Below are 21,359 nucleotides of genomic sequence, written 5' to 3'. Positions count from 1 at the left end.
GCAGCGCTTGCTGCCCGCGGCTAAGTGAAAGCAGATAGCTATAACTACAATAACTATACTTACAATCAATAACTATACTTACAATAACTATACCTGCATGAGATCTTGTTCTTTTGCGGCAAGCGCCTTATCGATCTCAGCGATAAACTTATCGGTCAGCTTCTGGATTTCGTCTTCCCCTTGACGCTGATCATCCTCAGTAATCTCTTTATCCTTAAGTAAGGATTTGAAATCACCGTTGGCATCGCGACGTACATTTCGTACAGCAACTCGGGCGTTTTCGGCTTCGCTACGTGCCTGCTTGATGTAGCCTTTCCGAGTTTCCTCAGTCAACATCGGCATCGGTACGCGGATCACGTTCCCGGCACTTGAAGGGTTAAGACCAAGATCTGACGTCATGATGGCCTTTTCAACCTTAGCCACCATGCCCTGCTCCCAAGGAGCTACCGCCAGCGTCCGCGCATCTTCCACGTTAACCGAAGCCACTTGGCTTAGCGGCACTTGGCTACCGTAATAGTCGACAGTGACAGCATCCAGAATACTGGGGTGAGCACGCCCAGTACGGATCTTGTTGAAGTTGCCATTCAGCGCTTCAACGCTTTTCTTCATGCGAGATTCAGCATCTTTCTTAATGTCGTTGATCACGATATTACCCTCTGTCTATCAGCGTGCCTTCCTTGCCCCCTACTACCAAATTCAGCAGGGCGCCAGGCTTGTTCATATCGAATACCCGCACTGGCATATTATGGTCACGTACCAGGCAGATAGCGGTCAAATCCATCACACCCAATTTTTGCTCTAGGGCGTCATCATAAGAGAGCTGGTCGTACTTCACGGCGTCAGGATGTTTCACAGGATCCTTATTGTACACGCCATCGACCTTGGTGGCCTTGATCACAACATCCACGTCCACTTCAATGCCACGCAGACAAGCAGCGGAGTCGGTCGTGAAGAAAGGATTACCGGTGCCCGCAGAAAACAGCACAACATCGCCAGATGTTAAATAGCGGATGGCAGTGCGGCGGTCATAGTGCTCCACCACACCGCTCATGGGAATCGCTGACATTACCCGGGAACGAATATTAGAACGCTCCAGAGCATCGCGCATTGCCAGGGCATTCATGACTGTTGCCAGCATTCCCATGTGGTCACCCGTCACCCGGTCCATACCGGCTTCATTTAATGCGGCGCCACGGAAGAGGTTACCACCACCAATTACAATACCCACCTGAACACCGATACCGACCAACTGGCCGATTTCAAGCGCCATGCGATCCAACACTTTAGGATCAATACCAAAATCGTGCTCCCCCATTAGCGCTTCACCAGAAAGCTTCAGCAAAATACGCTTATATTTTGACTTAGACTTTTCGATTTTACTGGGGATAGCAGCGGGGCTAGACTCTTGAACATCGCGTGACATGGCATATCTCCTGAAGCAGACCTGAACACAGGCGGGCGAGGCGGCCCTTTTATTTAGCAAGGGCTGGATACACGAAGGCGTGCGCTCGCGCGCACGCCATCTTTTTACTAGAACCTCTGACCTTAGCGACGGCCAGCTTGTTCCATGACTTCTTTAGCAAAGTCGACTTCTTCTTTCTCGATGCCTTCGCCCACTTCAAAGCGGATAAAGCCAACCACCTCACCACCAGCAGCTTTCACAAACTCAGCCACAGACTGGTTCGGGTCTTTAACGAACGGCTGCTCGGTCAGGCTGTTTTCAGCCAGGTACTTCTTCAGGCGGCCTTCAACCATTTTCTCAGCGATTTGCTCTGGCTTGCCTGCCATGTCCGGCTGGGCCAGGATGATCGCCTTCTCTTTATCCAGCTCTTCCTGCGGCATATCTTCTGGAAGGGCTACAGCAGGATTGATCGCTGCAACGTGCATAGCAACGTCTTTAGCAGCTTCGCTGTTGCCACCTTTCAGAATGGTCAGAACGCCAATGCGGCCACCGTGGACATATTCGCCCACCAGACCACCTTCAACAGCGTTTACTACAACGGCACGACGCACGCCGATGTTCTCACCAATCTTCTGAACCAGCTGCTCACGAGCAGACTCAAGATCGCCAGCCATAACAGCGGCGACATCTTCATTTTTCGCTGCAAAGAACGCATCAGCGATCTTGCCAGTGAAAGCAATGAAGTTGTCGTCACGGGCAACGAAGTCAGTTTCAGAGTTGATTTCGACCATAACGCCGTAGCTACCATCTTCTGCTACGCGCGTAACAACCGCACCCTCTGCAGCGGTACGACCCGCTTTCTTCGCGGCTTTAAGACCAGAGCTTTTACGCAGGTTCTCAATCGCGACTTCGATGTCACCGTCGGCTTCGGTGAGTGCTTTTTTACACTCCATCATGCCAAGACCGGTACGTTCGCGCAGTTCCTTAACCTGGGAGGCGCTAATAGCTGCCATGAGAATTCACCTCGGTAATGGTTCTAGCTGAAAGTTAAACGCGCTACAAAGTATAAGCTCAATAGATGACCGCTTTGTATCACTATGCAGCGCGCTTGCCGGCGTTTAGTGTCCGGCGCATTCGTCCCACCTGGGCGAACCCAAAGCGGGAAAAAGGGGGCATAAGGCCCCCTCTTAACACGATGCGGCTCATCTGTCCGCCGCACCGCCTGCCAGCGTTACTCTGCAGCAGCGTCAGTGTCGACGGAAGCGGCTTCTTCAGCAACTTCAACAAACTCGTCCGGACGACCTTCTTTAGCGCGGTTACAGGCGTCGGCAATTGCCTTAACGTAAATCTGAATAGCGCGGATGGAGTCATCGTTACCCGGGATTACGTAGTCAACGCCATCCGGGTTTGAGTTGGTATCTACTACACCAATAACTGGGATACCCAGTTTGTTGGCTTCGTTGATCGCGATACGCTCGTGATCAACGTCGATAACGAACAGAGCGTCCGGCAGGCCACCCATGTTCTTGATACCGCCGATAGAACGCTCGAGCTTCTCTTGCTCACGCGTTGCCATCAAAACTTCTTTCTTGGTCAGTTTGTCGAAAGTACCGTCTTCGCGCATAACTTCTAGGTCACGCAGACGCTTGATAGACTGACGAATAGTCTTGAAGTTAGTCAGCATACCGCCTAACCAGCGATGGTTAACGAACGGCTGATTAACGCGATTTGCTTCTTCTTTGATGATCTTACTGGCGCTGCGCTTGGTGCCAACAAACAAAATTTTGTTGTTGGATGCCGCCATCTTCTCAATCACGTCGATCGCTTCATTAAGCGCCGGCAGAGTGTGCTCGAGGTTGATGATGTGAATCTTGTTGCGCGCGCCGAAGATGAACTTACCCATCTTCGGGTTCCAGTACTTGGTTTGGTGACCGAAGTGAGCGCCTGCTTTCAGCAGGTCACGCATATTAACGTGAGACATGATAAAACTCCTGAAACTCGGGTTAGGCCTCCACGCACCCCATGGATCCGACCAGTGGTATCGTTAGACGTTACCAGCGGCACCCGGGACCATGTGCCGGTGCATGTGTGTTTTCAAGGCTTGCTGTTGAGCAGCACAGGGGTATCCTTGCTGCAGTCTAATTGGCTTTCCATTGTCCAGCCTGCTAGCAATGTTGCGAGGGCTGGCGATTGCAGGAAAGCGCGCGGCTTTATACCATAGATCCTTGCCAAGATGAAGTCATCACCTACTCATCACCTACGCAACGGTCTAAATTTGCCGCTCGTTACTGCTGTTCACCACTTACTTAGAATCCATATCGAGAATTCATGAACGTTCCCATCAAGACGCCTTCTGAAATCGAGAAAATGCGCGAAGCCGGACGCCAAGCCGCTAGCGTTATTGAAATGATCACTCCGCTCATCAAAGCGGGCATTAGCACCGGCGAAATTGACCGCCTTTGCCATGACTTTATCGTCAAAGAGTTAGGTTCAGCACCGGCACCGCTTAACTATCACGGCTTCCCCAAAGCCACCTGCACGTCGATTAACCATGTGGTGTGCCACGGCATTCCTGATGATGCCAAAAAGCTCAAGAACGGCGACATCATGAACCTGGATATTACCGTAAAAACCCCTGACGGCTATCACGGCGATTCCAGTGTAATGTTTGTCATTGGCGAGACCATCCAGGGCGAACGCCTGTGCCGTATCACCCAAGAGTGTTTGTATAAAAGTATCGCATTGGTCAAACCCGGTGTGCGCTTATCTGAACTCGCCCGCGTGATTCAGCAACATGCAGAAGCTCATGGTTACTCCGTTGTACGCGACTTTTGTGGCCATGGCATCGGTGCTGATTTCCACGAAGATCCTCAGTTTTTACACTATGACGGCTATGCACCGGACGCCGACATTTCCCTGGAAGCGGGCATGTGCTTCACCATTGAGCCAATGATTAACGTGGGCGGTTATAAAACCAAGGTGCTACGTGATGGCTGGACAGCTGTGACCAAGGACCGTAGCCTGTCGGCTCAGTGGGAGCACACGCTACTGGTTACCGACACCGGCGTTGAGGTGCTAACCGCACGCAGCGACGAAGACCTTAGTTTTATTAGCCGCTAATGTTACTCCACCACTACCGGTTTGAGCCGGACACAGCGCTGTATGACCTTGATGCTTTTCGCACCGAACTTGCGGGAGCACGCTCCCCAATAGCGCCATTCAAGGCAGCTCTTCGCGAGCTTCAAGCACGACTTGACGAGCAGTTTCGCGCCGGGGCCGACATTCGTGACTTAGTGCGTGGCCGAGCTTGGTATCTTGACCAGCTACTCGCCATCGCCTGGGCACAGCACGAATGGCCAGATAAAGGCATTGCACTGGTAGCGGTGGGAGGCTATGGCCGCGGTGAACTGCACCCCCACTCCGACATCGACCTGTTATTACTACTAGAGAACGACGACGACACACCTTTCCGTGAACCACTTACTGCCTTTATCACTTTCCTCTGGGATATTGGGCTGGAAATAGGTCACAGTGTGCGCTCACTCAACGACTGCGAGCGGGAAGCCGAGGCAGATGTTACGGTGATCACTAACCTGCTCGAATCACGTCTGATTGCCGGCCCCGAACAACTGCGCGAGCAGATGCGTGAGCGGCTTAATGCCGAACACCTCTGGCCTGCCAACCATTTTTTCGAGGCCAAGTGGCAAGAGCAGATCGCCCGCCATTACCGCTATAACAATTCTGAGTACCACTTAGAGCCAAACCTTAAAAGCTCGCCGGGTGGGCTGCGTGATATTCAGATGATTGGCTGGGTGGCTAAGCGCCACTTTGGCACCGAGCAGTACACCGATATTGTCGCCAATGGCTTTATGAACGACGCAGAACTGCGAATTTTAAGCCAGGGCCAAGCCTTTTTATGGCAGGTTCGCTACGCTTTGCACATGCTCACCGGCCGCGCTGAAGACCGCCTGCTGTTTGATCACCAGCGCACCATCGCGGAGATGTTTGGCTTCAAAGACACTCCCGAGCGCCTAGCGGTTGAGCAGTTTATGAAACGCTACTACCGGCATGTCACTGCCCTTGCAGGACTTAACGACATGCTGCTGCAACACTTTGACGAAGTCATTCTACGCGGCAAAGAAGCGCTGGAAACCGTTAAGCTGAACGAGCGCTTTGAAACCAAAGGCGGCTACATCCAGGTGCGTTCGCGCAATCTGTTCCGTGAACGGCCGGCGGCGATGCTAGAGCTGTTTCTACTGATGGCTAAGCACCCAGAAATAGAGGGCGTGCGTGCGGACACGATTCGCTTGATACGCGACCACCGCCATCAGATTGACGACCTCTACCGAGAAGACCCACGCCACCAGCGGCTATTTATGTCCATTCTACGGGCTCCTGGCAACGTTCCTCGCCAACTCAGGCGAATGAACCGCTACGGGATTCTAGGTAAGTACCTACCGGAATTTGGTCGCGCAGTAGGACTCATGCAGCACGACCTGTTTCATATTTACACGGTAGATGCCCATACCCTGCGTCTACTGAAGTTTCTGCATGGCTTTCGCAAGCCAGATGCCAAAGATGACTTCCCCGTGGCAGCCACACTGATTCATCAGTTGCCTAAGCTGGACCTATTATGGATTGCTGGCCTATTTCACGATATTGGTAAAGGCCGCGGCGGCGACCATTCAGAAATAGGTGCCAAAGATGTCGCCCAGTTCTGCAAACGCCACCATGTTTCCCAGCGCGACACCAATTTAGTGAGCTGGCTGGTAGAGCATCATCTTTTGATGTCCATGACGGCCCAAAAACGCGATATCAGCGATCCTGATGTAATCCGCGACTTTGCCCTCGTGGTACGCGATGAAACGCGCTTAGACTACCTCTATGTGCTTACTGTGGCCGACATTAACGCCACCAACCCCACGCTCTGGAACGGCTGGCGAGCATCCTTGCTACGTCAGTTGTACGCGGAAACCAAGCGAGCACTGCGGCGCGGCTTAAACAACCCGCCCGACCGGGATGACTGGGTGCGCGAAACCCGCACCGAAGCTCGCTCATTGCTGCAAACCATCGGGGTGGATAGCCACCAAATTGACCAGTTGTGGGAATCCCTTGGCGAGGACTACTTTCTCCAGTACGCCCCCAGCGAAATCGTTTGGCAAACTCAAGGCATTCTCGCCCACCAACCCTCACCACTGCCGCTAGTATTGATCAGCGCACCTACTGAAGACATGGCTGAAGGCGGCACCAAGGTATTCATCCACACTCGCTCGGTAGATGACTTGTTCGCCGCTACCGCCGCGGCCATGGAGCAGCTAGGGCTCTCGATTCACGATGCTCGCATCGCCACCTCTCACAACAACTGGACACTCAATACTTTTATTGTGCTGGATAGTTACGGTCAGCCCATTCGTGACATCAGTCGTATAGAGGAGATGCGCCAGCACTTAGTGGAAGAACTGGATGACCCGGATGACTACCCCGAAATCGTTACTCGCCACACGCCGCGCCAGTTAAAACACTTTAAAGTTCCCACCGAAGTGTTGATTGAGCAAGACCCCGCTAACGAGCGCACACTTCTAGAGCTAACCGCTCCTGACCGGCCCGGCCTGCTAGCCAGGGTGGGGCGGATCTTTATGGAGCAGGATATTGCACTGTCAGCGGCCAAAATCGCCACCCTGGGCGAGCGGGTAGAGGACGTTTTTTTCATCACAGATAAGGCCGGCGAACCACTTACCGACCCAGAGCGTCAGCAGAAGCTACGCGAACGGCTTATCGAAGTCTTGGGCGTTTAAGTTTGAGGTGCCACCTGGGCTTGCCTATAATCGGCGGCTCAGTTTGCCGTATTACGGTCGCACCTGCCCATAGGCCATCAACGGACATGCCATGAATCCTGATCTTAATGCCCTGCATCCTTATCCGTTTGAAAAACTGGCAGCGCTTAAAGCAGCGCTTACGCCACCGGCGGGGCTTGAACACATTCCGCTAACGATTGGTGAGCCCCAGCACGCTCCCTACCCAGGCGCACTGGAAGCCTTAGTGGCACATCAGCTGGAAATGGCCCGCTACCCAGCGACTAACGGCCTACCCGCGCTACGCGAAACGATTGCCCTTTGGGCTAGCCAGCGCTTTCAGCTGCCAGGACTGGACGCCGAACGCCAGATACTCCCCGTTAACGGCACGCGAGAAGCGATTTTTGCCTTTGTACAGGCAGCCCTTGATCGCAACCGCCCAGCCAAGGTGGCCGTACCCAACCCGTTCTATCAGATTTATGAAGGCGCAACCCTACTGGCAGGCGGCGAGCCGCTCTATTTAGACTGCACCGCCGAGAACGGCTTTCGTCCAGATTTCTCAATGGTCAGCCCAGCCATCTGGCGCGATGTACAGATCGTCTTTATCTGCTCGCCGGGCAATCCCACCGGCGCGGTGACACCGCTTGCTGAGTTCAAACAGCTCATTGCACTGGCCGATGAACACGACTTTATCATTGCCTCCGACGAGTGCTACTCCGAGCTTTACCTGAATGAAGACGCCCCTCCTCCGGGCCTGCTACAGGCCTGTGCCGAGCTAGGTCGCGACGACTACCGACGCTGCGTGGTATTTCATTCGCTCTCCAAGCGTTCAAACCTGCCCGGCCTTCGCTCTGGCTTTGTAGCTGGTGATGCTGACTTATTGGCCCCTTTTAAGCGCTACCGCACCTATCACGGCTGCGCGATGTCACTACCACTCCAGCATGCATCAATCGCCGCTTGGCAGGATGAAACACACGTACGCGCTAACCGCGACGCCTACCGCGAAAAATTTACCGCGGTAACCGACGTCCTGGCGCCAGTAATGGACTTCCCCACTCCAGAAGCCAGTTTTTACCTCTGGCCATCTGTACCTGGCGGCGACGACATCGCCTTTACCCAGCGGCTTTACGCCGAACAACACGTAAGCGTGTTACCCGGCAGCCTAATGGGCCGCCCAGGGCATAATGGCCATAACCCAGGGGCAGGCCGGCTACGCTTAGCCTTAGTGGCGGAGCTTGAACCGACACTGGAAGCGGCTAAGCGCCTACGTCAACTGATCGAACTCGGCTAGGAGGCTGTATGCTGACACTCTATATCATCAACACCTGTGACACTTGTCGCAAAGCACGCAAAGCGCTTGAAGAAAGAGGCATTCCTTTCAACACCCACGATCTGCGCAAAGATGGCCTATCAGCTAGCCTTCTGGAGCATATTCTTGAGCGGGTGCCACTACTGGAGGCGATTAACAAGCGCAGCAAAACCTGGCGCGATCTCCCCCAGGAAGCAAAAGACAACCTAGATGCCACCTCGGCGCGCGCCTTGTTATTAGAACACCCCACACTGCTTAAGCGGCCGCTACTTGAGGTCGACCACGAGACGATGCAGGTGGGCTATCGCGATGGTGATTACGACCAATTAAGCGGCTAGCCCTCAGGCCTATACACCTTTACTGTCTTTAAATACTCTCTTTTAAAACAACCTCAAAGGATGACGCGTTATGCTGAGTTTTGCGCTTGGAATTGGCACTCAAAACACCCAAGGCGACTGGCTGGAAATTTACTATCCTGCGCCGCTACTTAACCCGGCAGAGAGCTTAGTAGCTGCTGCCAAAGAGGCGCTTGATGCACCAACAGGCAATGCACCGGTTAGTTTCTTACCAGAAGACTGCACACGCCTAGCCAAAGCGCTGGAAGCAGCAGGCCATCCAGAGCAGGCAGAACTTGCCGAAGCGCTCGCGGCTAGCCATCGTCCACTGGTCGCCATGTTCATGGAAAGCGACCAGGCACCACAAACCGCCCCCGAGGTCTACCTTAAACTGCACCTACTTTCCCACCGTTTAGTGAAGCCCCATGGGCTGGATCTGACCGGCATGTTCGGCCTATTACGCAATATCGCTTGGACCAACGAAGGCGCAATTGATATTGAAGAACTGCCCGCCCGTCGACTGAAGGCGCGCTTAGCTGGCCGTGCGCTGTCTGTTGATTGCGTCGACAAATTCCCCAAAATGACCGACTACGTCGTACCCACCGGCATCCGCATTGCCGATACTGCCCGCGTACGCTTGGGCGCCTATCTTGGCGAAGGCACGACTGTGATGCACGAAGGCTTCGTCAACTTTAACGCTGGCACCGAAGGCCCCGGCATGATTGAAGGGCGTATTTCGGCGGGCGTAGTGGTAGGCAAGGGTTCGGATCTCGGTGGCGGCTGCTCAACAATGGGCACTCTTTCCGGCGGTGGCAATATCATCATTAAAGTCGGCGAAGGCTGTTTGATTGGCGCCAATGCTGGTATCGGCATTCCGTTAGGCGACCGCTGCACCGTAGAAGCGGGCCTGTACATCACCGCCGGTTCGAAGGTCACCCTGCTAGATGACCAAGGCCAAGAGGTCAAGACCATCGCTGCCCGCGAGCTAGCGAGCCAAGATGACCTGCTATTGCGCCGCAACTCGCAAAATGGCCGTATTGAGTGCCTGACGAATAAAAGCGCCATTGCGCTAAACGAGGCGTTGCATGCCCATAACTGAGCCAGAGGCGCTGTCGCCCACGCTACAGCTCGCCTTTGAGCTACTCGGCAGGGCATCGGTAACACCCGACGACGAGGGCTGCCAGGCGGTCATGATCGAGCGCTTAGCAGCGCTCGGCTTTCATGTCGAGCAGCTACCTTTTGGCGACGTGAAGAATTTCTGGGCAGTTCGCGGCCACCATGGCCCAGTCCTGGCATTCGCTGGACATACCGACGTGGTTCCTAGCGGTCCGCATACCAACTGGGAATTTCCACCATTCGCTCCCTGCATTGATGACAACGGCATGCTATGCGGGCGCGGTGCGGCTGATATGAAAGGCAGCTTAGCAGCCATGATTACCGCCGTAGAACGCTTTGTAACCACCCATCCAGAGCACGATGGCCGCATCGCATTTCTGATCACCTCCGACGAAGAAGGTCCCGCGATCGACGGAACCCGCGCTGTCGTGGAGTTTCTACGCGAGCGTAACGAGCGGCTGGATTACTGCATCGTCGGCGAACCATCTTCCACAACCCGCTTGGGCGATGTGATTAAAAATGGTCGCCGAGGATCGCTAGGCGGCGTTCTACATATTAAAGGGGTGCAAGGCCACGTCGCCTACCCCCACTTAGCACGGAACCCGATTCATCAGGCAATGCCCGCACTGGATGCGCTGGTCAATGAACACTGGGATGCGGGAAACGACTTCTTCCCAGCTACCAGCTTTCAGATTTCCAATTTCCGGGCAGGCACCGGGGCAACCAACGTGATCCCTGGTGAAGTAGAAGTGGTGTTCAACTTCCGCTACTCAACAGAAGTGACCCACGAAATGCTACGGACTCGCACCGAAGCGATTTTGGACCGGCACGGCCTTGAGTACCACATTGACTGGACGCTTAACGGCGAACCATTTTTGACCGCTGAAGGAGAGCTAGTGGATGCCGCCATCCGCGGCGTAGCAGCCGTTACTGGCGAACGCCCCAAACTTTCTACCAGCGGCGGTACTTCCGATGGACGCTTTATCGCTACCCTTGGCGCCCAGGTAGTCGAACTTGGCCCGCTTAACGACACCATTCATAAAGTGAATGAGCGCGTGCTTGCAAGCGACCTAGATAAGCTAAGCCGCATCTACGAGGCCACTCTCCAAGCGCTGCTAACTACCAACGAGGTAAGCGTATGATGGAGAGGTTTCCGGATATTGAGGTGTATCTTGCCCGGGTAACACTGGACGATATCAATGCCTGGCTGCAAGAAGCTCTGAATGCTCCACCACTTAACCCTGCCGGTAAAGGTAAGTGGAAAACCCGAGGCAAGCACGAGGGGGAAGAAGTGCCGGTACTATTAGTAGATAGTGCTGCCGATGGCTTCGCCAGCCTGTGGTTCGATAGCCACCACACCCCGTGGCATACCGACCAGGAGTGTGCCCAGCACGCTGCCGAAGCACTCCAAATAGAGGTACGCTGCTCGTTAGGTGGTTGGCACCCTGGCGATGACCCTGACCGTTTCTGGCAGGTGTTGCCAGGGGGGCAAGAAAAGGCCATTGAATGGCCGGACTCAGGCCGCTAATGAGTACTGCTAAACGTAAGGAGCACCGCTAAACGTAAACAACCCCGCCTAGGCGGGGTTGTTTACTATTAACCATTACTGTCCAGCTAACCGTTAAGCTTACTCAATGATGCTAACATCATCGGCCTGTAGGCCTCGCTCATTTTTAATCACGTGATAGCGAACAATTTGGCCTTCTGCAAGCATACGCGGACCGCGACCACGGATCGCACGAAAATGCACAAATACATCTTCGCCGTTATCACGGGTAATAAAACCATATCCCTTGTTAGTGTTAAACCACTTCACCTCCCCCTCTTCACGGCCATCGTTGGGGTCGATGATATCTTCCTCTTCCTCATCATCCACCACGGAAGCTGCTTGAGGCTGACGCGAGGCGGGCTGCGCACGTGCAGCATCCGCTCTAACCGCCATCGGCGAAGCCAAAGCAGCGGCGGCTACGGTGCCAATAAACAGCATGGCAAAACAGCCTAGCGCTACGGCAATATAAACACCATTAATACCCGCAGCTAACCACTGTTCAGCCAGCGGTGCATTTGTTAAATGAACAATCCCCGCCAGCACAAGCGGCGTGGGGGCGGCAAGTAAAACACTGATAAAGAAACAGCGAAAAACAACTTTTGGATTCATAGATGATAAAAGCTCTCTTGTTGTATGGGTAACAGACGAAGGACAATACTCGGCCTACTAGGCCCATTCCTAACAGTACCGAGCATACTACACAAGGTTGCAATGTTATCATGACAAACGAATTATCGCCTGCTGAGCTAACTCAACTTCTTGAATCTTTAGAGAGTCGACTCGCTTATCAAGAACACTGGCTAGACACACTTGACCAGGCAGTCGCCCAACAAGAGCGCCGTTTAGAGAAGCTAGAGCAGCTAAGCGCACTGATGCGTGAGCGTCTGAGGGAGCAACACCAGGCACTCCAGGCGAACGATTTTCAAGGAACGAGTCGCCCTGAAGACGAGGTTCCGCCCCATTATTAGAAATACCGCCTACTACTAATTGACGTCTTGGTTAACGCGCCACCACACTTGCCGGATCGGCGCTTTCTAAACCAAACGCCTCGGCGACGGCGTGATAGGTAACTTGACCACCGTGGATATTAAGCCCTGGTAGAAAGTGCGGGTCATCCTTAAGCGCCCGTTGCCAACCTTTATCTGCCAGCGCCAGTACAAACGGCAGCGTCGCATTGGTGAGCCCTAAGGTGGACGTACGCGCGACCGCGCCGGGCATGTTAGCTACGCAGTAGTGAACTATGCCATCCACAATGTACGTTGGCTCAGCATGGGTGGTGGGCTTGCTGGTTTCAAAGCAGCCACCTTGATCAATAGCGACATCTACCAGCACGCTACCCGGTTGCATATCGACCAACATAGCGCGGGTAACCAGTTTAGGGGCCGCCGCGCCCGGGATAAGCACAGCACCAATAATCAGATCGGACTCTTTTACCGCTTGATCGAGAGCGTCTGCCGTTGAGTAAACGGTTCTGATACGCCCCTGGTAGCGGTCATCCAATACCTCTAAGCGGGCGATAGATTTATCCAGAATCGTAACATCAGCACCCAGCCCGAGCGCCATACGAGCGGCATTTTCACCCACCACACCACCACCAATCACGGTGACCTTACCCGGAGCAACACCCGGCACGCCTGGTAGCAATACTCCGGATCCGCCCTGAGCCTTCTCCAAGCTGTGCGCCCCAGCCTGAACCGCCATACGGCCTGCCACAGTGCTCATGGGAGCGAGTAGAGGCAAGCCTCCCCGAACATCAGTAATGGTTTCATAGGCGATACAGGTGGCACCGCTTGCCATAAGTCCTTTAGTCAGCGTTTCCTCAGCGGCTAAGTGAAGGTAAGTGAACAGGGTGTGGTTAGGCGTTAGCCGCGCCACTTCCTCGGACTGAGGCTCTTTTACTTTAAGAATCAACTCAGCGTTTTGCCACAGCGCTTCCACATCAGCTTCTACTTTTGCACCAGCGGCCTCGTAATCACTGTCGCTAAACCCCGCCCCCTCGCCTGCGCCAGCCTGAATCCAAACCGTATGGCCACGCCCAGTCAGCTCGCGCGCGCCGGTGGGGGTGAGTGCCACCCGATATTCGTGGTTTTTAATTTCTTTGGGGACGGCTATTTCCATTGGGCAATCTCCTCACCTTGGCTTCAAATAGACCATATAGGCTTTATTACAGCACAGCAGGCGACAACCACCAGCCCCCAAACAGAAAACAAAAAAAACGCCGTTAAAGGCGTTTTTTTAGAGAAAAATCTAGCGCTTAAAAAGCTTAGACAAAAAAATCATCGCTAACTCTCGGTCACCGGCTCTGCTACCAGCGCACCACCATAGACATGCTGATACTCGTCAGGCAATCGCTTTGGACGACCGCTAGAGAGAGCAACGCAGGCAAACCGCGTTCGGGCATTAAGCAGCGTTTTGTCATCACGCACTCGTTTAAGTTGAAATCGACGAGTGAGGCTAAAGCGGCCATCGCAGGCAACAATCCATGTCGCCAACTGCAGCACGTCATCAACAAAGGCAGGGGCTAAATAGTCCAGCTCATGGCGGTGAACCACCATGGCGCGGTCAAGTGATTGATAACGCTCAAGGGATAGCCCCAAGGCTTCAGAGTGGGCCCAACTGATCTGCTCAACCCAGCGTAAATACTCGCTATTATTGACATGCTGGTAGGCGTCAATGGCCTCCGGCGTCACCTGAAGCTCGATCACAAAGGGATTTGGCAGTGCCCACTCCATAGTGCTGCTCCTTGATGTTTTTCTCGTCTTGCTAGCATTCGCCAAGCAACGTCTTTGGCTTAATCTCGGAACACCCGTACACCCAGCGCTTTCAGATACGAGGTCTCTGGGATGGCCGGATGAACGGGGTGATCAGGCCCCTGATGCCCCTGAAAAATCACTTGGCCATGGCGGTCTTGGTGGCGTACCGCGCCGCGAACCACGTCTACCAAGCGCTCCGGAGCAAGGTGCATGGAGCACGAGGCCGACAGCAGCAGCCCATCACGCCCCAGTAGGCGCATCGCTTCACGGTTTAAACGGGCATAGGCACGCTCGCCATTAGGAATATCCTTGCGTTTTTTGATAAACGCAGGCGGGTCGAGAATTACCACGTCAAACTGTTCACCGTCGGCTTTCAGCGCCGCCAGGGCTTCAAAAGCATCGCCTGCACCCACCGCCACCTGCTCCTGAACACCATTCAACTCAGCGTTACGCACCACTTGCTCAAGCGCCGGAGCAGAAGAATCGATACACAGCACCTCAGAGGCACCGCTCACCGCCGCCTGCACACCCCAGCCGCCCACGTAGCTGAATACATCGAGTACACGCTTGCCAGCAACGTGGCCATTTAACCAAGCGCGGTTCACTCGGTGATCAAAAAACCAGCCCGTTTTCTGACCATTAATTACTGGCACCGCAAACTGAGCACCGTTCTCTTCGAGCAACACTTCATCAGGCAGTATGCCTTTGATGACTTCAACGTGAGCTTCCAAACCTTCCTGACGGCGGCCACCGGTATCATTGCGGAATACAATAGCGCTGGGTTTAACGACTTTTTCCAGGGCATCGACAATATCTTCTGCCAGTGCCTGCATACCAGCCGTGTTTAGTTGTACCACTACCACATCACCAAAGCGGTCAATCACTAACCCGGGCAGCAGATCACCTTCACCGTGGATTAAGCGGTAAAACGGTTTATCAAACAGGCGTTGACGGAGTGCCAACGCTTGATTAAAACGGTGCACAAACAGCGAGCGGTCTAGGCGCATTTCCGGGTCGCGAGACATCACGCGCGCGCAAATTAGCGAGTGCGGATTGACGTAGGCTACTCCCAGAGTTTTGCCATTCGAGGCCTCGACCAGCGCAGGCTCGCCTGCGGCAAAGTTTTTCAGAGGCGTCTCTTTGATATCAACTTCGTTAGAGTAGATCCATAGATGGCCCGCTTTTAGGCGGCGGTCGGCATCTTTATTTAGGCGCAGGCGTTGGGTCACAACAATCTCCAAAAGAGCAATCTTACACAGCACATTGGCTTTGCAAGCAAAGGCAAACAGTAAAAAACAAGGGGCGGCTGCTAATGCTGACAGCCTGGGCAAAACACACTAGCCCGTTGCCCAAGCGTTATTCGGTGGAGTTCAGCACCACAGCGCAGACAGGGCTGCCCATGGCGCCCATATACATTGAGCTGCTGGGCAAAGTAGCCCGGCTCCCCTTGGCCACTCACAAAGTCACGCAACGTGGTGCCACCCTGGGTAATTGCCGCTGCCAGCACCTCTTTTACCGCAGTAGCGAGGGCTTGGTAACGGGCTAGGGAAATTCGCCCTGCCGCACGGCGCGGGTCAATGCCCGCCATAAACAGCGCTTCCGCCGCGTAAATATTCCCCGCACCAACCACTACGCGGTTATCCATCAAAAAGGGCTTTACCGCAACGCGTTTATTACGCGAGGCGTTATACAGCCAGCGGCCATTAAAGGCATCGTCCAATGGCTCTGGGCCAAGATGCGCTAAGCGTTTATCCAGGCTGCCATCACCCTGCTGCCAATCAACAAAACCAAAACGACGTGGGTCGTGGTAGCGCAACACATAACCACTAGCGGTGACCACATCAACATGATCATGCTTTTTGGGTAAATCCCCAACGCGAGCAATGCGCAAGCTGCCTGACATCCCCAAGTGCCACAGCAGCGTGGCCTCCCCTTCGGGTGCAGCCAAGGGAATTTGCAGGTATTTGGCTCGGCGCTTCAACACGCCAACCCTCGCCCCTATCAGCCGCTCGGATAGATCATCAGGCACAGGCACGCGAAGACGCGACTGACGCACTAGCACTTCAGTGATCTCCTGCCCCTCTAAGTAGGGGGCAATACCGCGGCGCGTTGTTTCAACTTCTGGCAATTCGGGCATGATGAAAGCCTATGATGACAGCACAGTGACAATGACTCTGGCATTTACCGCCCATCGAGCGTTCCAGTTACCCGTGGTCCTGTCGCATGCGCGGCGCTAATTATCAGAGACGCTAATGATCAAAGACACTAACTATCAGATATGCAAAAACCCGGCTTGGGGCCGGGTTTTTAACAGGCGCTAGCCTGCGGCGAAAGCCGATCATCGTAATCGTGATTACTTGATCTTAGCTTCCTTGTAGATAACGTGCTTACGGACAACCGGGTCGTATTTCTTGAATTCGAACTTATCCGGAGTGTTCCGTTTGTTCTTATCAGTGGTGTAGAAGTGACCTGTACCGGCACTAGACACCAGCTTGATCTTATCGCGCATGGTTTAACTCTCCCAAAAGTGCTTAGCCAAAAGCTGGCTTAGATAGCGCCGTCGCGCTTACGGATATCGGCCAGAACCGTCTCGATACCTTTCTTGTCGATGATGCGCATGCCTTTAGAGGAAACGCGCAGCTTGACGAAGCGGTTTTCAGACTCAACCCAAAAACGATGGGTGTGCAGGTTCGGCAAGAAACGACGACGTGTCTTACGCTGGGAGTGAGAAACGTTATTACCAGTTACCGGACGCTTGCCGGTAACCTGACATACTTTGGACATGAGAGCCTCCAACCGCTTGGCGAGTTGTTCAAAACTGTCGGGCAAACCGGAGCAGGGAGGGAGTCGACGCAGTTAACCGCCTAGCTATACCCAAATCCGTTATTCAACCCAAGTTTAAAGGTGGCACTTTATACCAGAGCACCTAGCAACCAGCAAGCAAAACCGCCTAAAAAGGCCAAAAAAGGCGTTTTTTAGACAATTTACTTAGACAAACAGCGATGACCCACAGGGCATGCTGCTTCTCTTCACTGCTATAGCCAGCCGCGTTCGGCAAAAGAAACCACATCACCGTCCCCCACCACGAAATGATCAAGCACCCGCACATCGAAGAGTGCAAGAGCATCTTTTAGGCGTTCGGTGATACGTCGATCAGCATCGCTTGGCTCAGCAACACCCGAAGGGTGATTGTGCGCCAGGATGACAGCACCAGCGTGTAATTCGAGCGCACGCTTGGCAACTTCGCGGGGGTAAACGGATGCGCTGTCTAGGGTACCGCGAAATAGGGATTCATAGCGAATAATTCGGTGCTGCGTATCCAAAAAAAGCACTGCAAACTCCTCATGCCCCAAATGACGCAGCTGGGAACTAAGGTAGTGGCGCACTAGCGCGGGAGAAGTTAACGCGTTGCCACGAGCAAGCTGGCTCGCCAAATGACGCCTTGAAAGCTCAAGGGTCGCCTGCAGCTGCGCAAACTTGGCACTACCCAGCCCCCGTGCAGCGCAAAACTGAGTTTGGTCGGCTTCCAGCAACTGCCTTAACCCACCAAAACTGCTCAGCAGGTCCCGCGCGAGATCTACCGCCGAGCTGCCCTGAACCCCCACACGCAGAAAAATCGCCAAAAGCTCTGCATCCGAGAGAGCCTGAGCGCCCATGTTTAACAACTTCTCCCTTGGACGTTCGCCTTCTGGCCAATGATTAATCCCCATATATGCCTCCCTGCCCATTAGCCTTTAATAAAAACCTCTCCAACCGATGACTCACTATAACTAGCTTTTCGGCGTTCTGGCCGAGCATGCCAAAATAATCGGCTAAATGGTATGGTAAGCCCCTTTACGATTGTCACACTGGACTGCCCGACATGGCCTCACTTCCACTGTCTTCTTTATCGTCACTGGCTGGCAAACGCTTACTGCTAGGCGTAAGCGCAGGTATCGCGGCCTACAAAAGCGCGCTGATTGTACGGCTGCTCAAGCAAGCCGGCTGTGAAGTTCGCGTGGTTATGACCGAGGGTGCCCAGGCGTTTATCACGCCATTAACGTTACAGGCGCTCTCTGGCGAGCCGGTACGCACCTCGTTACTGGACCCCGAGGCCGAAGCTGGCATGGGGCATATTGAACTGGCCCGCTGGGCAGATGCCGTAGTAATAGCCCCTGCTACCGCAGACCTGATTGCAAAATTAGTACACGGTATGGCGGATGACCTGCTAACCACACTGTGCCTAGCTTCTGAAGCACCCAAACTGATAGCCCCCGCCATGAACCAAGCCATGTGGCGACACCCCGCTACACAGCGCAACGTGGCGCAGTTAGCCAACGATGGATGGCAGCTCATTGGCCCTGCAGCCGGGGATCAAGCCTGTGGGGATGTCGGCCCAGGGCGAATGAGTGAGCCAGAAGATATTTTTAGCGCATTAGCTCAGCACTTTGCGTCTCCCATAGAAGCGCCCAAGAGCATCACCGGCAACGCACCACATATTGTGATTACCGCAGGCCCCACTCGTGAGGCGCTGGACCCCGTCCGCTACCTGTCAAACCACAGCTCAGGCAAAATGGGCTACGCACTAGCCGCTGAAGCAGCGGCTTTAGGCGCACGGGTCTCGCTGATCAGCGGCCCTGTGAATCTAGCCACTCCCCACGGCGTCGAGCGCATTGATGTGGAGACAGCAATGCAAATGCATCAGGCGGCACTCCGTTTAGCCCCCCAAGCAGCGCTGTTTATTGGTTGCGCAGCGGTGGCCGACTACCGCGCCGATAGCGCCGCCGAGCACAAAATTAAAAAAACCGACGATAGCGACACGCTAACGTTAACACTGGTTAAAAACCCCGACATCATTGCCGAGGTGGCAGCACTACCCGCTAACCAACGCCCAGTTGTGGTGGGCTTTGCCGCTGAAACTCAGGACCTAGCGGGCTACGCGCAAGATAAGTTGCAGCGTAAAGGGCTAGATATGATCGTTGCCAATGACGTATCCCAGCAGGGCCTAGGCTTTGGCAGCGATGAAAACGCAGCTCTGCTGTTCTGGCGTGTAACCTCTGGCACTGAACAACTGGCAGCACCACCTCAGCCTAAAACACAGCTGGCAGCGCTAATTATTCGTCAGGCGCTTACACTTCTCCCCACTCAATCTTCCGGAGCATTATCATGAGCAGCACCCGTCCACGCCTACAGTGCAAAGTACTCGATGAGCGCCTGCTCGACTACCTGCCCTCCTACGCCACGGCAGGCTCTGCAGGTATGGATTTACGCGCACTGCTAGACGAGCCGCTGACCCTAGCCCCTGGCGACTGCGAACTCGTACGTACCGGCCTTGCCATCTATATTGAAGATCCGAGCCTTGCTGGCATGATTCTACCCCGCTCAGGTCTGGGTCATAAGCACGGTATTGTGCTGGGCAACCTAGTAGGGCTGATTGACTCCGACTACCAAGGGGAGCTAATGATCTCCGTGTGGAACCGAGGTCAAACAAGCTTTACGCTGGCTCCTTTCGAGCGTCTGGCGCAGTACGTACTTGTGCCTGTGGCCCAAGCAGACCTTGCCATTGTGAACAGCTTCGAAGACTCCACCAGAGGCAGTGGCGGCTTTGGCAGTACGGGGCGACAATAAACCAGCCCGCTGACTCAGCTATTATCCAGGCTCGCCTATCAAGGACCGACCATGACCGTACCCGCCTCGATTTTTCGCGCTTATGACATCCGCGGCATTGTGGATAACACACTAAGCGAAACCACTTCTGAGCTCATTGGCCTCGCCATTGGCTCAGCAGCTGCTGCACGCGGTGAAAACACCGTCATCGTTGCACGGGACGGTCGGCTCTCCGGACCTCGTCTGCAAGCTGCTCTGATTCGCGGCCTAAAAGCCTCTGGGCGAGACGTGGTTGATATCGGCATGGTTCCTACACCTGTGCTCTACTTCGCGACTCACGTGCTACCAGAGAGCCGCTCAGGGGTAATGCTAACTGGCAGCCATAATCCGTCGGATTACAATGGATTTAAAATCGTCTTAGCAGGTGAAACACTCTCAGGTGACGCCATCACCGCACTGTATGAGCGCATACAGGCCGAAGACTTTACTCACGGTGAAGGCAGCGTACGAACCCATGACCTACGCTCAACCTATCTTGAGCGCATTCTCAGCGATGTACGCGTAGAGCGCCCTCTAAGCGTCGTGGTGGACTGCGGTAACGGCGTAGCAGGCGAGTTAGGCCCACAGCTTATCGAGCGCTTGGGAGCAGCAACAACACCGCTCTTCGCTGAAATTGACGGCCGATTCCCCAACCACCACCCAGACCCCGGAAAGCCTGAAAATTTGCAGGATTTAATCCGCCATGTGCAGCAAACCGGCGCCGATATTGGCCTTGCCTTTGACGGCGACGGGGACCGGTTAGGAGTGGTGACGCCCCGCGGCCGCATGATCTATCCCGACCACCTGTTGATGCTATTTGCTGCCGACATGCTGTCGCGCAACCCGGGCGCTAAGGTAGTCTTTGATATCAAGTGTACAGGCAACTTAACGCGCATGGTCAGCGAAGCAGGTGGCGAACCAGAGATGTGGCGTACTGGACACTCGCTAATAAAAGCACGCATGAAGGAAACCGGCGCTCAGCTAGGGGGCGAGATGAGCGGTCACATTTTTTTCAAGGAGCGCTGGTACGGTTTTGATGACGGCTTGTATGCGGCTGCCCGACTGCTTGAAATTCTAGCGCGCTATCCTGGCAGTGCCGATGAGCTATTCGATCAATTCCCCCAGGACCTGGGCACACCGGAAATCAATATCGCAGTGTTGGACGAGGAAAAATTTGCCATTGTTGAGAAGCTTGTCCGAGACAGCGACTTCGGCGAAGGTGTCAGAACAACCCTGGATGGCATACGCGTCGACTATCCCGACGGTTGGGGGCTATGCCGTGCTTCCAACACGACCCCAGCCTTAGTACTGCGCTTTGAAGGCAAAGATGCTGTTGCGCTTGCGCGTATCCGAGAGCGCTTTGTGCACGCATTGGCAGCAGTTGCGCCAGCACTTAGGATTCCTGAAATCACAGCAGAATAAGCGCGCCCCTGGGAGCGTGCAGCAAGATAAAGCAGCGAACAAACCAGCAGCTATTA

23 protein-coding genes are annotated in these 21,359 nt (G+C 54.3%); 11 read left to right on the top strand and 12 right to left on the bottom strand.

Features of this window, described 5'->3' with window-relative positions; genetic code table 11:
- Window positions 1-87 precede the first annotated feature (87 nt).
- The 4 genes from frr to rpsB all read right to left on the bottom strand — a co-directional run bounded on the left by frr (window position 88) and on the right by rpsB (window position 3,383).
- Complete coding sequence (frr, locus tag CPA45_RS03505) at window positions 88-645, bottom strand: ribosome recycling factor (RefSeq protein WP_078088742.1); 558 nt, start codon at window positions 643-645, stop codon at window positions 88-90.
- 4 nt (window positions 646-649) lie between these two features.
- The gene (gene pyrH / locus CPA45_RS03500; protein ID WP_078088743.1) at window positions 650-1,423 is read right to left on the bottom strand and encodes a UMP kinase; all 774 of its coding nucleotides are present in this window, start codon (window positions 1,421-1,423) and stop codon (window positions 650-652) included.
- A gap of 122 nt (window positions 1,424-1,545) precedes the next feature.
- Window positions 1,546-2,415: a translation elongation factor Ts gene (tsf, locus tag CPA45_RS03495; RefSeq protein WP_078088744.1), complete on the bottom strand. Its 870-nt coding sequence runs from the start codon at window positions 2,413-2,415 to the stop codon at window positions 1,546-1,548.
- A gap of 218 nt (window positions 2,416-2,633) precedes the next feature.
- On the bottom strand, window positions 2,634-3,383 hold the full coding sequence (gene rpsB / locus CPA45_RS03490; protein ID WP_078088745.1) for a 30S ribosomal protein S2: 750 nt from the start codon (window positions 3,381-3,383) through the stop codon (window positions 2,634-2,636).
- A 347-nt stretch (window positions 3,384-3,730) separates the two neighbouring features.
- On the opposite strand from rpsB, the gene map reads away from it, so the two are divergent.
- The 7 genes from map to CPA45_RS03455 all read left to right on the top strand — a co-directional run bounded on the left by map (window position 3,731) and on the right by CPA45_RS03455 (window position 11,482).
- A complete protein-coding gene (gene map / locus CPA45_RS03485) occupies window positions 3,731-4,522 on the top strand; it encodes a type I methionyl aminopeptidase (RefSeq protein ID WP_078088746.1) in 792 nt (263 codons plus the stop codon).
- The gene (locus tag CPA45_RS03480; protein ID WP_096650262.1) at window positions 4,522-7,197 is read left to right on the top strand and encodes a [protein-PII] uridylyltransferase; all 2,676 of its coding nucleotides are present in this window, start codon (window positions 4,522-4,524) and stop codon (window positions 7,195-7,197) included. Before map ends, CPA45_RS03480 begins: the two co-directional genes overlap by 1 nt.
- A gap of 91 nt (window positions 7,198-7,288) precedes the next feature.
- Entirely contained in the window at window positions 7,289-8,485 is a 1,197-nt protein-coding gene (gene dapC, locus CPA45_RS03475) for a succinyldiaminopimelate transaminase (protein WP_096650261.1), read from the top strand.
- A gap of 8 nt (window positions 8,486-8,493) precedes the next feature.
- Window positions 8,494-8,841, top strand: coding sequence for a Spx/MgsR family RNA polymerase-binding regulatory protein (locus CPA45_RS03470; RefSeq protein WP_078088749.1), 348 nt, complete (start codon window positions 8,494-8,496; stop codon window positions 8,839-8,841).
- A gap of 70 nt (window positions 8,842-8,911) precedes the next feature.
- Window positions 8,912-9,937 (top strand): 2,3,4,5-tetrahydropyridine-2,6-dicarboxylate N-succinyltransferase, encoded by a 1,026-nt coding sequence (dapD, locus tag CPA45_RS03465; protein WP_096650260.1) that lies wholly within the window; start codon window positions 8,912-8,914, stop codon window positions 9,935-9,937.
- Window positions 9,924-11,096, top strand: coding sequence for a succinyl-diaminopimelate desuccinylase (dapE, locus tag CPA45_RS03460; protein WP_078088751.1), 1,173 nt, complete (start codon window positions 9,924-9,926; stop codon window positions 11,094-11,096). Before dapD ends, dapE begins: the two co-directional genes overlap by 14 nt.
- On the top strand, window positions 11,093-11,482 hold the full coding sequence (locus CPA45_RS03455; protein ID WP_096650259.1) for a hypothetical protein: 390 nt from the start codon (window positions 11,093-11,095) through the stop codon (window positions 11,480-11,482). Before dapE ends, CPA45_RS03455 begins: the two co-directional genes overlap by 4 nt.
- A 99-nt stretch (window positions 11,483-11,581) precedes the next feature.
- Here the strand turns inward: CPA45_RS03455 and CPA45_RS23155 are convergent, their stop codons facing one another.
- Window positions 11,582-12,112 carry a cold-shock protein gene (locus CPA45_RS23155; protein WP_096650258.1) on the bottom strand — a complete coding sequence of 177 codons (531 nt, stop codon included), beginning with the start codon at window positions 12,110-12,112 and terminating at the stop codon, window positions 11,582-11,584.
- 110 nt (window positions 12,113-12,222) lie between these two features.
- Between CPA45_RS23155 and CPA45_RS03445 the strand changes: the two genes are divergently transcribed.
- Window positions 12,223-12,471: a SlyX family protein gene (locus CPA45_RS03445; RefSeq protein WP_096650257.1), complete on the top strand. Its 249-nt coding sequence runs from the start codon at window positions 12,223-12,225 to the stop codon at window positions 12,469-12,471.
- A gap of 31 nt (window positions 12,472-12,502) precedes the next feature.
- Here the strand turns inward: CPA45_RS03445 and ald are convergent, their stop codons facing one another.
- The 7 genes from ald to radC all read right to left on the bottom strand — a co-directional run bounded on the left by ald (window position 12,503) and on the right by radC (window position 17,966).
- A complete protein-coding gene (ald, locus tag CPA45_RS03440) occupies window positions 12,503-13,621 on the bottom strand; it encodes an alanine dehydrogenase (protein WP_096650256.1) in 1,119 nt (372 codons plus the stop codon).
- Between the two features lie 164 nt (window positions 13,622-13,785).
- Window positions 13,786-14,235, bottom strand: a complete 450-nt coding sequence (locus CPA45_RS03435) for an acyl-CoA thioesterase (RefSeq protein ID WP_096650255.1) — start codon at window positions 14,233-14,235, stop codon at window positions 13,786-13,788.
- A 59-nt stretch (window positions 14,236-14,294) separates the two neighbouring features.
- Entirely contained in the window at window positions 14,295-15,485 is a 1,191-nt protein-coding gene (locus tag CPA45_RS03430; RefSeq protein WP_096650587.1) for a class I SAM-dependent rRNA methyltransferase, read from the bottom strand.
- An 80-nt stretch (window positions 15,486-15,565) separates the two neighbouring features.
- The gene (mutM, locus tag CPA45_RS03425) at window positions 15,566-16,393 is read right to left on the bottom strand and encodes a bifunctional DNA-formamidopyrimidine glycosylase/DNA-(apurinic or apyrimidinic site) lyase (RefSeq protein ID WP_096650254.1); all 828 of its coding nucleotides are present in this window, start codon (window positions 16,391-16,393) and stop codon (window positions 15,566-15,568) included.
- 216 nt (window positions 16,394-16,609) lie between these two features.
- Window positions 16,610-16,765 (bottom strand): 50S ribosomal protein L33, encoded by a 156-nt coding sequence (gene rpmG / locus CPA45_RS03420; RefSeq protein WP_009098622.1) that lies wholly within the window; start codon window positions 16,763-16,765, stop codon window positions 16,610-16,612.
- Window positions 16,766-16,803: 38 nt separating this feature from the next.
- Entirely contained in the window at window positions 16,804-17,040 is a 237-nt protein-coding gene (gene rpmB, locus CPA45_RS03415; RefSeq protein WP_078088758.1) for a 50S ribosomal protein L28, read from the bottom strand.
- Window positions 17,041-17,291: 251 nt separating this feature from the next.
- Entirely contained in the window at window positions 17,292-17,966 is a 675-nt protein-coding gene (radC, locus tag CPA45_RS03410) for a RadC family protein (RefSeq protein WP_096650253.1), read from the bottom strand.
- A gap of 152 nt (window positions 17,967-18,118) precedes the next feature.
- On the opposite strand from radC, the gene coaBC reads away from it, so the two are divergent.
- Genes coaBC through CPA45_RS03395 form a run of 3 tightly spaced genes read left to right on the top strand, consistent with a single transcriptional unit; the run spans window position 18,119 to window position 21,303 of the window.
- Window positions 18,119-19,405: a bifunctional phosphopantothenoylcysteine decarboxylase/phosphopantothenate--cysteine ligase CoaBC gene (gene coaBC / locus CPA45_RS03405; protein ID WP_096650252.1), complete on the top strand. Its 1,287-nt coding sequence runs from the start codon at window positions 18,119-18,121 to the stop codon at window positions 19,403-19,405.
- Window positions 19,402-19,863 (top strand): dUTP diphosphatase, encoded by a 462-nt coding sequence (gene dut, locus CPA45_RS03400; RefSeq protein WP_078088761.1) that lies wholly within the window; start codon window positions 19,402-19,404, stop codon window positions 19,861-19,863. The genes coaBC and dut overlap by 4 nt, the downstream gene beginning before the upstream one ends.
- Window positions 19,864-19,914: 51 nt before the next feature.
- A complete protein-coding gene (locus tag CPA45_RS03395; RefSeq protein ID WP_096650251.1) occupies window positions 19,915-21,303 on the top strand; it encodes a phosphomannomutase/phosphoglucomutase in 1,389 nt (462 codons plus the stop codon).
- Window positions 21,304-21,359: the final 56 nt, after the last annotated feature.

Source organism: Vreelandella nigrificans (genome assembly GCF_002374315.1).
GTDB lineage: Bacteria > Pseudomonadota > Gammaproteobacteria > Pseudomonadales > Halomonadaceae > Vreelandella > Vreelandella nigrificans.
Note: the sequence above shows the minus strand (reverse complement) of the source record. Positions and strands in the feature narration are given on the sequence as shown.